The organism is Variovorax sp. FW301-JW7 (assembly GCF_058788795.1).
On the sequence record NZ_JBYTBC010000018.1, the window covers coordinates 1 to 12,391 of the forward strand.

The window sequence follows — 12,391 nt, forward strand, 5'->3', positions numbered from 1 at the left end:
TCGCCTTTTCTTTGCTTACTTTCTTTTGGCGAAGCAAAAGAAAGTGAGTCGCCCGCCGGGGCGAGACCCGGCCTCGGAACCCAAAAGAAAGCAGGCACCTCATTCCCCACCCCCGAGAAACAAAGCGTCGAACTGCACATCCCGAGGAAGCCCCGTAGCCAACATCCGAACCCCGCCTTCCAAGCCAGGCGTCTCCATCCAAAGCGAGGTCCCCGCCAGCGGCAACTCAAGCGACCGATCCTCAGCGGAAGGCTCAGCAGCCCCCCCCACAAACAACCGACTCAACGCCGCATCAAACCGCAGCGCATCCAAATCCCCTTCAAGCCCTTCCAACACGGCCTGCGTCCCCAACGCCCACCACCGAAGCGCAGCAGCCAACGCGGCCCCATTCAAGACATCGGAAGAAGCGCTCTCATCCAATTCAACAGCGAGGGTGAACGGAAAGTACCGCCCCACCCCATCCACCGAAGGCATCAACACCCCCATCCACCCCCGTTCCCCCACCACCTGAGCCCCCACCGCAAAGCACCAAACAGGCGCCTCCAGGTAGTGAGCAGTCCAATCCGCATGCCGATCCCGCAGCCGTGCCAGCCCGCGCTGCAACCACGGGTCCCAGACAGAGCGAAACGCCTCCGGCAACCGCCGATGCGCAAAGTCCCCCATCCCCGGCAACTTCCCGAACCAGCCGGGAAGTTCGTCGGAAACGAAGAGCGAAGAAGAGGCCAAGCTCACAACCCCTCCGGACAAGAAAACTCCCGCAACTCCTTCAACCGAATCGGATGCTGCACGCTGTTCGTAGTCACCTCGAACCGCGTCTTCCGCGCCCCCACCTGGAACGTGATGAAGAACTTCTCCGGCGCATCCCCAGCTTCGAGTTGCCCGTCGTCCAAGGTACGGAACAAAGCCCAAGGCCCATCCATCGCCGACCCCGAACTCCCCGTCGTCGACGGCGGACTCACCTGAACGCGCACCTGGTTGCTCCCCTTCGGCCCCGGCCACTGCACCGCCATCGGCACCACCGGCCCGTGCGCGTACTTCACCAGTTGCCCATCCACGTCGAGGATGAACTGCGTGATGCCCGCGTCCATCTCCACCGGCTTGAAGTCCAGCCGCATCGACGGCCCGCGCCCACCACCGCGGAAGAAGATGTCCTTGATGCGCGCCGCGCGCTCGAACTGCGCCAGCGCCTGCGTGGTGATCGCGCCGCGCTCGGCCACGGGCTTGTAGCGCCACGGCCGGGTGCTGGTGTCGACCAGCGCGGCCAGGCGCTTCTGGAAGAAGTCGTCCATCAGGCCGCCGGCGCCGAACATCTGGCCGAAGTCTTCGGGCAGCACGTCGCGCTTGCTGCTTTGCACGAACGGGTAGCGGCCCGCGATGGCGCGGTTGCAGAACTCGGTCACGGGGCGCAGGTCCTGGCTCAGGTTGCCGCGCTCGGCCACCTGCGCCTGCGCGGCGCCGGTCTGGCTCAGGTTCTCGATCATGCTGCGCACCGGCTCGGGCAGGCGGCCCGCGTCCGACTTGAGCTTGCCGGCCACGTCGCCCGGCGGCGGCGAGGTGCGGCCCTTCACGGCCGTGTCGACGGCGTTGAGGTACACGTACACCTCGTTGAAGAGCTTGAGCGCATCGTCGATCGGTGCGGGCTGGTTCGGGCCGCCCGCGGTGACCAGGCGGCGCAGCGACTCGAAGCGGTCGTCCACGATGCTCTCGATGCGCTTGCCCGGCGCCACCTGCTTGCCGGGGTCGCTGCCGAACAGGTCTTCCAGGCCCTTGCGCGTGTTGCGCACGGTCTCGGTGGCCTTGCTGACGACGTCCTTGTTGGCGTCGGCCGCGGGAATCAGCGTGGTCTGCTTGACCACCGCGCGCAGGAAGTTCGCGAGCGGCGAATCGACGCCCGAGAGAATCCGCGCGGTCTCGATGTTCTTCTCCAGGCCGCTGACACGGATCAGCCGCACATCGGCCAGCAGCGCCTCCCACTGCTTGACGTACTCCTCGAGGTACAGGCGGCGCACGCGGTCGGTGAGCGCGCCCAACGCAGCGGCGTCGCGCAGGCGTTCGCTGGCGTTGCGGTCCTGGCCCAGCACCCACGGGTCTTCGGCGGCGAGCAGGCCGGTGAGCACCACGACCTCGTTCTGGAAGCGCTTGTGGTACCCGTCGTAGGTGAACATGCCCGGCACGCCCTCGCTCAGCGGCTTGCCGCTGATGCGCTCGAACACGAGCGGGCCCGACGGACCGGTGGCCTGCGCCACGCTGAAGCCCGGGATGTCCTTGGTGGCACGCTGGCGCTTGAGGCGGCTGAACACGCGCTGCTCCAGCGGGTAGCTCGCGAGCACGGCGCGCACGCTGCGCACCAGGTTTTCGTCCATCTTCAGCGGCGAGCGCGGCGGGCCCTGGGCGATGAGCACGTCGAGCTGGTCTTCGAGCGCCTTGCGCTGGTCTTCGGGAATGCCGCGATCGAGGTTGCGCGCCCAGTCGAGCGTGATCCAGGCCTTCAGCGCCTCGGGGTCGAAGCGCTCGGGCTGGTAGAGCATCAGGTAGCTCTTGAGGGCCTCATACGTGAACTCGAGGTTGTCCTTCTGCGCGGTGCGCAGCTGGTCCTCGATGCGCTTGGCGATCTGCGGCAGGAAGGCGTCGTTGAGCGCGCGCTGGTGCGTGAGCATGGCGGCGGCATCGAGCTTGTCGCCCTGGTACAGGCCCAGCGTCATCGACAGCGGCTCGTCGCCCTGGCGGTTGTCGGGCGTCTTCCAGATGTCGCGCAGGCCCTGCAGCACGGGCGCGACCTCGACCAGGTTCTGCACGCGCGTCGGCAGCGCGGCCAGCGTTTTCTGCGCGGGCTCGACGCGGGCCTCGACCGACTTCAGGTAGTTGTGGTTCTGCCAGGTGCTGTAGCCCCAGGCCGCGAGCAGGCCGACGGTGAGCAGCGTCATCGCGGCCACGCCCGCCAGGCGCAGCGTGTTGCGGCGGCGCTCCAGCTTCACGTCGGCGCCCGCGAGGCGCTGCTCGGGGAACACCACCTCGCGCAGCAGCGCGGTGAGGAAGTAGCTGCGCCCGCTGGACTTCTGCGGCGCGAGCATGGCGCGCTCGATGCCGAAGCTGCGCGCCAGGCTGCCCATCACGCGGTCGATCGGGCTGCCCTCCTGCGTGCCGCTGGTGAAGTACACGCCGCGCACCCACGGCGGCTGCGCAAAGCGCGAGCCAGTGAACACCTGTTCGAGCAGATCAGAGAGCAACGGGCCGACCGAGCCGAACTGCGCCGGAAAACCGAAGATCGCCGCGCGGCGCGTGCCGTCGGTCTCGCGCTGCATGCGTGCGATGAGGCCGTCGTTGATGCGGTTGTGCAGCAGGCCGAACTCGCGGTTGAAGGCGGTCGACAGGGCCTTCTCTTCGCGCTGCACGTCCTCGTCCGCCGGCAGCGTGAAGCCGAAGACCTGCGCGCGCTGCTCCTTGCCGAGGTCGTCGAAGTAGTCGGTGAAGCCGTAGAGCAGGTCGCTCTTGGTGACGAGCACGTACACCGGCAGGCGCGTGGTGAGCTTGCTGTCGAGTTCGAGCAGGCGCGCACGGATCGAGGCCGCGAGCTGCGTGCGCGCCTCGGGGCCCTGGCTCAGCAGGTCGCCCACGCTCACGGTGAGGAAAACGCCGTTGAGCGGACGGCGCGGGCGCGCCTTCTTCAGCAGCCCGAGGAAGCCTTCCCAGGCGCTCTTGTCTTCCGACTGGTGGCTGTCCTGCGTGGTGTAGCGCCCGGCCGTGTCGATGAGCACGGCCTCGTCGGTGAACCACCAGTCGCAGTTGCGCGTGCCACCCACGCCGCGGATGGCGCCGGGGCCGAACTTCTCGGCCAGCGGGAACGAGAGGCCGGAGTTGACGAGCGCCGTGGTCTTGCCCGCGCCCGGTGCGCCGATGAAGACGTACCACGGCAGGTCGTACAGGTAGCTGCCGCCCGAGATCGACAGCCAGTCGCGCCAGCCCGGCTTCTTGCCGGCGGCATGCAGGCGCATCTGCTTGAGCGTGGCGACGGCTTCGCTGAAGCGCGTGTCGAGGATCTTCTGCTCGCCGTCGACCGGCGCGCCGGCCTTGGCGGCGGCCGGCGCTTTCATCAAGCCGTCGGTCAGGTGCTGGCTCGCACGGCGCGCGCGCCAGCGGCGGTACAGCGCGCGCAGCACCACGATGAGCACGATCACGCCGATGACGATGGCGCGCGTCATCTCGCCTTCGAGTGGCGCGAGCGAACCGATCTTCACCAGCGGGCCGATCCACCAGATCAGCAGCGCGACGACGATCAGCGCGAGCAGCGTCAGCAGCAGCGGGCTGAACAGGAAGCCGAAGATTTTCTTGATCATTTCGTCGCTCCTGGAACGGGAGCGGCCGGTGCAGCAGCAGCCACACGCTCGGGTTCGGTCAGCAGCACGATGTCGACGCGGCGGTTGCGCGCGCGGTTGGCCGGCGTGTCGTTGGCCACCACGGGCTCGGCGTCGGCCTTGCCGTCGGAGCGCATGCGCGCGGGCTCGACCAGCGTGGACAGCGCGCCCTTCACCGCGTCGGCGCGCGCGGCCGACAGGTGCCAGTTCGACGGGTAGCGCAGCGAGCGGATCGGCTGGTTGTCGGAGTGGCCGGTGATGAGCACCTCGCCCTTCACCTCGGCCAGCGCCTGGCCGATGCGGCGCAGCACCGGCAGCGAGGCCGCCATCGGCTCGGCACTGCCCGAGCCGAAGAACGAATCGCCGCGCAGGCGCACCACGCTGCGGTCGGCCTCGTCGGTCACGGTGACCAGGCCCTGCTTGATCTCGGGTTCCAGGAAGCGCGCGAGCCGCGGCGACTTGGCCGGTGCGGCGGGCGGCGCGATCTGGATGTTGGGCACGCGCAGGCTCGACACGGCCGCGTAGGTGGTGTCCGAGCGGTGATTGAGCGTGAGCCGCAGGCCGAACCACGCGAGTGCCAGCAGCAACGCGAAGCCGGCCGCGAACACCCACAGCGGCAACGACTCGCGCAGCCGCACGGTGCCCGCACCCTGCCCGCGCCAGTGCGGCGACAGCTCGGGCTCGACAGCGGGGCGGTCTTTGGCGATCAGGTCGGCCAGGCGCTGGCGCACCGAGTCGAGCTGCGCACGGCCGTTGTCGACCACGCGGTAGCGGCCCTCGAAACCGAGCGCGAGCACGCTGTAGATCAGCTCGAGCAACTGGCGGTGCGTGGGCACGTCCTGCGCGAGCTTGGCCAGCAGCTGGAACACCTTTTCGCCGCCCCAGGTCTCGTTGTGGAACTGCACCAGCAGGCTCTGCTTGTTCCAACCGGCCTGCACGCCCCAGGGCGTGTTGGCCACGGCTTCGTCGAGCGCGGTGCACAGCACATAGCGCGCGGCCAGCACCGACTCGTTGCCCACGCCCGCGCGGCGCGCCGCGGCGTCGAACTGGTTCACCGCGTCGGCGGTGGACGCGCGCAGCGCCGGCACGTTGGGCGGCTGCGCGAGGTTGCGCAGCTTGCCGATCAGCACCAGCAGCTTGCCCGCGGCGGAGACCAGCGGATTGAGCAGACCGATCTCACCCACCTCGGCCACGGGCGTCGGATCGGCGCCGCCGAAGAACGGCGCGGGCGCAGCAGCCGGCGGCGCGCCGCCCGGCGTGCGCGGCTTGGGCTTGATGACCGTGCGCTCGGACTCGAAGGCGGCAAAGGGGTCGGGAGGGGTGCTCATGGTGATGTTCCGTTTCCGTCAGCCACAGGCGGCTAGGAACGAATGGCCCAGAACGCGAGGTCCAAGCCGGGGAAATCGCCCGCGATGTGCATCGCGATGCCGCCCGATTGCTCGAGCTGGCGCCACAGGTCGCTGTTGCGCGTTTCGAGTTCAAAGTAGTTGGCGCCCGTGTGGAAGGGAATCTGGCGCGGCGCCACCGGCATCGGCGTCAGCGTGACGCCCGGCAGCGCGAGGTTCACGAGGTCGCGGATGCGCTCGACCGGGCCGATCTTCACCTGCGTGGGGAAGCGCGCGCGCAGCGCCTCGCTCGGCATGTTCGCGTTCACCGCGAGCACGAAGGTCGCCTTGCGCTGCAGCTCCACGTCGGTGACCATCGCCACGCGCACGCCGTGCTTGCGGTCGTGCAGCTCGATGCGAATGGCCGACTGCTCGAACACCATCGACAGGCTGCGGCGCAGGTCGTCCATCACCGGGCGAAAGCTCAGCGCCAGGTCGTCATGGATGTAGGGCCCGAAGCGCGTCACGCGCCGCGTGTCGCGAAAACTCGCAAGGTCGCCAGCCAGCCCGAGCGCGTGTTCGAAGAAATGCTGCGGGTGCAGCATCGCGCTCTTGGCCAGGTGCGCAAAGATCGCCTCGTTGCGGTTCACGGCCTGCAGCAGCATGAAGTCGGCGATCTCGGCCACGCCGCCGGTGCCGCCTTGCGTCATGCGGCCCGCCAGTGCCTCGCCGCGCTGACGCAGCAGGCCCAGCAGCTCGTCGAGCCAGGCGCGGATCACCGCATGGCCGGCCACGTCGAGCAGCGGCGGCAGCATGCCGCGGTCGAGCTGCACCTGGTTGTCGACCCGGCGCTCGACCACGCGGGCCACGCCCAAGGTCGCCCAGGCGTCGGTGGCTTCGCTGGCGCGCATCAGGCGCGTGTGCAGCTGGCCGAGTTGCAGCATCGCGGTGCGCTCGCCGGCCGTGTTGGAGTCGGGCACGTCCGACTCCAGCACGCGGTGGCGCACCAGCTCTTCGTATTCTTCAGCGTCGGCCTCGCGCGCCCCGGCGCGGCGCAGCGGCAGCGCCAGCACCACGGCCTCGTCGCGCATGGACGCCGGAATGTCGATGGGTTCGGGCAACGGATCGACCGCCGGCATGTCGAACACCGTGCCGTCGCCGAAGATGCCCACCGCCCGCACCAGCGCCAGCTTGCCCAGCGTGAGCGCAGCCGCGTCGATTTCGACCTCGGCGAATCCCCAGGCGTAGGGCGTGGTGGTGCGCAACAGCACATGCCGCGCATGATCGGCATGGCGCTCGCTTTGCTGCAGGTGCTGAGGCTGCAACAGCATCCCCTCGCTCCAGACCACTTTGGTTCGCCAACTCATCCGCACTCCGTCTACGGCAAGGGTGCCGGGAAGTAAGAAGAAACACGAAGTTTCCGGCGCGGGGGGCGGGAGGCAAATCCGCCTTAAGGCCTAGCTAATGGCCTAGGTGGGGCGGGAGGGGTACGGCGAAGGGAGTAGATGCGGGGCCGGGCGTGGGTTGGGTGCACTGGCGGGATGCGGCCGGAAAGTGCCGTTGTGTGGATCTGCCGCAGATTGCGCCGCTGTTTGCGCGATTTGGTTGCCTCGATCGCGAGCCAGGTCGCGAGCTTCTCGGCATAGGGATCGAGCTTGCTTGAACTCGCCCGCTTGGCGTAGCGCGGCTCTTCATCGCCGGCTCGCAGGTACTTCTTTACGGTGTTGCGAGACAGGCCTGTACGCCTTGCAATCTCGCGAATGGACATCTGCTCACGCAGGGCCCAGCGTCTGATGACACTCAATGTCGCCACGTCTATCACTCCTAGGATCCCCTGCTTTAAAAATGAGCAGGGTAGGGTTTTACGTGGGTCAGTCTTAGACGGAAATTACTGCGTTAGCTGGGTCAATTTTCGGCGGCAATCAACACGTTGAGCAATCCATCCGTGGCCGCCGTTCCGATGGCGTCTTCTCCAACGACGATGAGCGTCGCCACGCCCAATAGGCCCAGCCCCACCCACCACATCCGATGGAAAAGGGCCCAGAACGCCCCGAAGAAAAAACCCGGCCAACACCACCCGTCCTTGACGGCCTGCACATTGCCGAGGGGGTCCTTGAATATCTTGTAGGTCTTCATTGCGTGACTGCCTTCCTGATAGAGATCGTCGTTGTCAGATGCGGGCTCTCGCCCCGTCCTCTCCCCGACGAGCAGCGCACAACGCACGAAGCCGCCCACAAAAACGTCTTCGACAGCAGCCTTCACACGGAAAGAGGTCGCGCAGTGTGGAAGCCACCACGCGTTTGCATTGACAACAATGGTCGCCCGCCGCGACCTGCGTTCAGATACCCGCGCAAAGCGAGTGATTTGTCATGGGCACGGCCTGCGCGGGCCGTGCCTCAGCGGGATGCGCTCGACGCCTTGAGCGCCTCCACCTGCGCCGCATACGCCTTCTCGATCCGCTGCAGCCGCTGCTCCCGCGCCGCATCGTTGACCCACGCCGCCGACAACGCGCGCTGGCGCCCCAGCTGGTATTCCAGCTTCGCTTCCGCCAGCAGCGCGCTGTCGTCCGCCGCGACGTAGCCGTACGCCGCGCGCAGGTTCTTCAGCACCTCGCGCTCGGCGTCGGCGCGCGGACCCTTGCCCTTGCCGTAGCCGATCAGGAAGGCCTGCAGCTTCGCCTGGAACTCGGGCGGGTAGTCGCGACGCACCACCATCGGCGCGCCGGGCGGTGGCTCGGATTCCCAGATCACCTGCAGCCGCGCGGCTTCGACCGGGAACTGCTGGCGAAAGCGCTCGAGGTCGGTGGTGTTGTTGGTGGCCACGTCGGCGTCGCCGTTGGCCACGGCCAACGCGGTCGCTTGGTGCGTGCCGACGAACTCGCTGCGAAAGCGCGTTTCCATCTCGATCTGGTTCGGCAGGAAGAGCTGGCTCTGCGGCACGATGAAGCCGGTGACCGAGCGGCTGTCGCCGCGCGCGAGCCGCCAGCGTTCGGGCTGGGTCAGCAGGCCTTCGAGCGTGTTGAGCGGCCCGGTCTTGCGCGCGAGCAGCACGGCACGGTGCTCGGGCATGCCGTCGCGCCGCGCGATCTGTGCCACCACTTTCATGCGCCGCTGCATGACGGCGTCGAGCGCCATCTTGGCCGAGAGAAAGGCCATGTCGATCTCGTCGCGGCCGATGGCACGGTCGAGCTCTTCGTATGACGGCACCGAGTACGCGCTGACGGGCAAGCCCAGTGCGCGGCTCATGTCGGCCATGAGCGGCGTCCACAAGGCGCGCGACTCGACGGTGCCGCCCAGCGGCAGCACGCCGAAGCGCACTTCCTTGATCACCAGCGGGCCTTTGGCGGAGGGCGTCGGCGCAGGCTGCGCGCCCGCCGGCCATGGCGCCATCAGCGACGACACGGCCAGCGCGAGCATCGTGCGGCGGTTCAAGGGCTCACATCCTTCAAGACAGCCAACTGGTCGGCGTAGCCGTTCTCCAGCCGCTGCAGCCGCGCCTGCCGCGCCGCGTCGTTGACCCACTGCGCGGTCTTCGCGTTCTGCATCGCGAGCTGGTAGGCGAGCTTGGCGGCGGGCAGCAGCGAGCTGTTGTCGGCAGCGACGAAGCCCGCCAGGTCGTGCAGCGACTTGAGCACCACGCGTTCGGCGTCGCCGCGTGCTCCCTTGCCGCGGCCGTAGGCAACCAGGAAGGCCTGCACGCGCTGGCGCAGTTCGGGCGCGTACTCGCGACGCACGACGATCTGCGCGTGCGGGATCAGCTCCGACTCCCACAGCACCTGCAGCCGCTGCGCCTCGGCCGGAAAGCGCAGCTTGAAGCGCTCGAAATCGGCCGAGTTGTTGGTGGCCACGTCGGCCTCGTTGTTGGCCACGGCCAGCGCATTGGCCTGGTGGGTGCCGACCATCTCGCTCAGGAAGCGCGTCTCCATGACGATGTGGTTCGGCAAGAAGAACTGCAGCTGCGGCACGATGAAGCCCGACACCGACTGCCGCTCGCCGCGCGCCAGGCGCCAGCGCTCGGGCTGGTCGATCAATTCCTTCAACGTGTTGAAAGGCGGCGCCTTGCGCGTGAGCAACAACCCGCGGTAGCCGGGCAGGCCGTCGTGCCGCACGACCTGGGCCACGACTTTCATGCGCTGCTGGGTCACGGCGTCGAGCGCCATCTTTCCCGAGAGGAACGCCATGTCGACTTCGCCGCGCTGGATGGCCTGCTCCAGCGCTTCGTACGAATTGACGGACAGCACGCTCACCGGCCGCTGGATGGCGCGGCTGAGTTCGGCCAGCAGCGGGTCCCAGTCGCTGCGCGACTCGAAGGCACCGCCCAGCGGCAGGATGCCGAAGCGCACCGGTGCGTCCGCTGCGGGGGCCGGCGCCTGGGCTGCAGCCAGCAGCGGCAGCCCCACGGCAAAGGCCAGGGCCGCACGGCGGCTGGTCTGGAGGAATTTGCCGAAACGACGCAAGAAAGCCTGCATGGGGACACCGGAAGACAAGGGCCCGCGGCGAACCGGCGGGGTCTGGCATGGGCAACGCGGACGCCATTACATCGCAAATGCCGCCGTTTTTCGTGCTGTTTTCCGCTCTTCCCTGTTCCGGGCCGCGGCCCTAAGCTCGCCCCCCATGTGCTCAAGGCCTTCATGAACTTGAACTTCCGCCTCCTGCGCGGGCTGGCCCGCCTCACCTTCGCCCAGCAGCTGATCCTGCTGGCGTTGCTGCCGGCCACGGCGGCCACGCTGGTGGCCATCGCGGTGCTCACGCGCCAGCACCTGGGCAACCTGACCGAGCTGATGCGCGCCAATGCGCAGACGGTGGCGCTGCAGGTGGCCACGGTGGCGCAGGCCCCGCTGTCGCGCATGGACCGCCGCGCGCTGGCGCGCACCGCGCAGACGGGCACCTACCAGCCGCACGTGCAGCAGGTGCAGATCTGGACCGAGGACGGCGAGATCGTCGCCAACTCCGAAACCGTCGACCGCCGCCGCGGCGAGGGCCTGCAGGTGGTGGTGCCGATCGTCAGCGACGACGGCCGGCACAACGGCAAGGTGATGGTCGAGATCGGGCTGGACGCGGTGCAGAGCGCGCGCCGCGCAGTCTGGCTCAACGTGGCGCTGGTGCTGGCCGTGAGCCTGCTGGGCGTGGGGCTGGCGGGCTGGTGGGCGGCGCGCCGTATCAGCGAGCCGATCCGCGCACTGGGCGAGGCGGTCGACCGGCTCGGCGCGGGCGAGGCCGCCAGCGTGGCGATCGAAGGCACCTCCGAGGTGCGCCACCTGCAGCACGGCTTCAACCAGGCGGCGCGCGCGCTCGCCGAAAGCCACCGGCTGCTGCAAAGCCGCATCAACGAGGCCACGGCCGAGCTGGCGCGCAAGAACCAGCTGCTCGAGGTGGCCAGCCAGGCCAAGACGCGGCTGCTGGCCGCCGCCAGCCACGACCTGCGCCAGCCGCTGCACGCGCTCACGCTGTTCTCCGACGGGCTGGCCAACGGCGAGACCGACCCGGTGAAGCTGCAGCGCATCGGCCACATCCGCGAATGCGTGGATTCACTCGACCGGCTGTTCTCGGAGCTGCTGAACCTGTCGCAGCTCGACGCCGGCGTGCTGCAGCCGCAGTGGGCCGACTTTCCGCTGGACCGGCTGTTCGACGAGATCAGCCGCAACTTCCGCCCCGTGGCCGAGCAGCAGGGCCTGCGGCTGGTGGTGCGCAAGACCGAGCTGTGGGTGCGCTGCGACTACGTGATGCTCTCGCGCATCCTGAACAACCTGGTGTCGAACTCGCTGCGCCACACGGTCGAGGGCGGCGTGCTGATCGGTGCGCGCGCACGCGGCAAGGGCGTGCGCATCGACGTGGTCGACACCGGCGTGGGCATTGCCGCGCAGCACCAGGCGCGGGTGTTCGAGGAGTTCTACCAGGTCGAGCCGGCCAGCCGCAGCAACGCGCCCGGCGGCGCGCGCGGCATGGGCCTGGGGCTGGCCACGGTGCAGCGGCTGGCCGAGCTGCTGAACACGCGCGTCGAGCTCAGCTCGCGCCTGCACAAGGGCACCTGCGTGCGCGTGCAGGTGCGCGCCGCGCCCGCCGCGCTGCCGGCGCCGGTGGCACCGGCGCCCACGGTGGTCACCGCCGCCGACGACAACGGCGCAAGCCTGGCGGACCTGCGCATCCTCGTCATCGACGACGAGCGCACGATCCTCGAAGGCCTGAGCGTGGTGCTCGGCAACTGGGGCGCCACGGTGCTGGCCGCGCAGACCCGCGCCGAAGCGCTGGCGCTGGCCGACGGCTGGGACACGCCGCCCGACGTGGTCGTGAGCGACCTGCTGCTGCAGGGCGGCGACAACGGCCTCGATGTGATCGCCGCGCTCGAGCGCCACCCGAACGGCATCGGCGCCGGCACCGCGCGCCTGCTGGTCACCGGCGAGACCAAGCCCGACCGCCTGCGCGAGGTGGCCGCCGCCGGCATCGCCGTGCTCTACAAGCCGGTGTCGCCGCGCGTGCTGCGCCAGGCGATCCAGGCACAGCGCACCGCCGCGCTGATGATCGCGGCAGGCCTCTGACAGCCCTGACCTCGGGGTAGGGGCCCGGGTAGACCGTCAGGCATAGACCAAGCAGCCGCCGCACTGTGATCTTCCTCACAGGTGCGGGCCGTCGCATGCGCGGACATAAGCCCTCTGCCTTATCGCGGGAAACAGGGCGCGTCTTTACATTGGGTCATTGCCTCTCGCTGCACAAAGCA

Annotated in this window: 8 protein-coding genes and 1 pseudogene; 1 reads left to right on the forward strand and 8 read right to left on the reverse strand. The window is 68.8% G+C overall.

Going from position 1 to position 12,391, the window contains the following annotated elements:
• Positions 1 to 99: 99 nt before the first annotated feature.
• The 8 genes and pseudogenes from tagF to phnD (AC3WQM_RS29775) all read right to left on the reverse strand — a co-directional run bounded on the left by tagF (position 100) and on the right by phnD (AC3WQM_RS29775) (position 10,145).
• Positions 100 to 732 carry a type VI secretion system-associated protein TagF gene (tagF, locus tag AC3WQM_RS29740; protein WP_492683557.1) on the reverse strand — a complete coding sequence of 211 codons (633 nt, stop codon included), beginning with the start codon at positions 730 to 732 and terminating at the stop codon, positions 100 to 102.
• Positions 729 to 4,334, reverse strand: coding sequence for a type VI secretion system membrane subunit TssM (gene tssM / locus AC3WQM_RS29745; RefSeq protein WP_492683558.1), 3,606 nt, complete (start codon positions 4,332 to 4,334; stop codon positions 729 to 731). Before tssM ends, tagF begins: the two co-directional genes overlap by 4 nt.
• Positions 4,331 to 5,680 (reverse strand): DotU family type VI secretion system protein, encoded by a 1,350-nt coding sequence (locus AC3WQM_RS29750; protein ID WP_492683559.1) that lies wholly within the window; start codon positions 5,678 to 5,680, stop codon positions 4,331 to 4,333. Before AC3WQM_RS29750 ends, tssM begins: the two co-directional genes overlap by 4 nt.
• Positions 5,681 to 5,712: 32 nt before the next feature.
• The gene (gene tssK, locus AC3WQM_RS29755) at positions 5,713 to 7,044 is read right to left on the reverse strand and encodes a type VI secretion system baseplate subunit TssK (protein ID WP_492683560.1); all 1,332 of its coding nucleotides are present in this window, start codon (positions 7,042 to 7,044) and stop codon (positions 5,713 to 5,715) included.
• A 197-nt stretch (positions 7,045 to 7,241) separates the two neighbouring features.
• Positions 7,242 to 7,499, reverse strand: a pseudogene (locus tag AC3WQM_RS29760) (helix-turn-helix domain-containing protein); the annotation flags it as partial.
• Positions 7,500 to 7,582: 83 nt separating this feature from the next.
• Positions 7,583 to 7,939, reverse strand: coding sequence for a DUF2628 domain-containing protein (locus tag AC3WQM_RS29765; protein WP_492683561.1), 357 nt, complete (start codon positions 7,937 to 7,939; stop codon positions 7,583 to 7,585).
• A gap of 134 nt (positions 7,940 to 8,073) precedes the next feature.
• Positions 8,074 to 9,093 carry a phosphate/phosphite/phosphonate ABC transporter substrate-binding protein gene (phnD, locus tag AC3WQM_RS29770; protein WP_492683592.1) on the reverse strand — a complete coding sequence of 340 codons (1,020 nt, stop codon included), beginning with the start codon at positions 9,091 to 9,093 and terminating at the stop codon, positions 8,074 to 8,076.
• Positions 9,094 to 9,104: 11 nt separating this feature from the next.
• Positions 9,105 to 10,145 (reverse strand): phosphate/phosphite/phosphonate ABC transporter substrate-binding protein, encoded by a 1,041-nt coding sequence (gene phnD / locus AC3WQM_RS29775; RefSeq protein ID WP_492683562.1) that lies wholly within the window; start codon positions 10,143 to 10,145, stop codon positions 9,105 to 9,107.
• 162 nt (positions 10,146 to 10,307) lie between these two features.
• Between phnD (AC3WQM_RS29775) and AC3WQM_RS29780 the strand changes: the two genes are divergently transcribed.
• Positions 10,308 to 12,212: an ATP-binding response regulator gene (locus tag AC3WQM_RS29780; protein ID WP_492683563.1), complete on the forward strand. Its 1,905-nt coding sequence runs from the start codon at positions 10,308 to 10,310 to the stop codon at positions 12,210 to 12,212.
• Positions 12,213 to 12,391: the final 179 nt, after the last annotated feature.

Excerpts from the sequence above, each read along its gene's own strand:
- tssM (WP_492683558.1), bottom strand. The coding sequence starts at position 4,334 with ATGATCAAGAAAATCTTCGGCTTCCTGTTCAGCCCGCTGCTGCTGACG.
- AC3WQM_RS29750 (WP_492683559.1), bottom strand. The coding sequence starts at position 5,680 with ATGAGCACCCCTCCCGACCCCTTTGCCGCCTTCGAGTCCGAGCGCACG.
- tssK (WP_492683560.1), bottom strand. The coding sequence starts at position 7,044 with ATGAGTTGGCGAACCAAAGTGGTCTGGAGCGAGGGGATGCTGTTGCAG.
- phnD (WP_492683592.1), bottom strand. The coding sequence starts at position 9,093 with ATGCTCGCGCTGGCCGTGTCGTCGCTGATGGCGCCATGGCCGGCGGGC.
- phnD (WP_492683562.1), bottom strand. The coding sequence starts at position 10,145 with ATGCAGGCTTTCTTGCGTCGTTTCGGCAAATTCCTCCAGACCAGCCGC.
- AC3WQM_RS29780 (WP_492683563.1), top strand. The coding sequence starts at position 10,308 with ATGAACTTGAACTTCCGCCTCCTGCGCGGGCTGGCCCGCCTCACCTTC.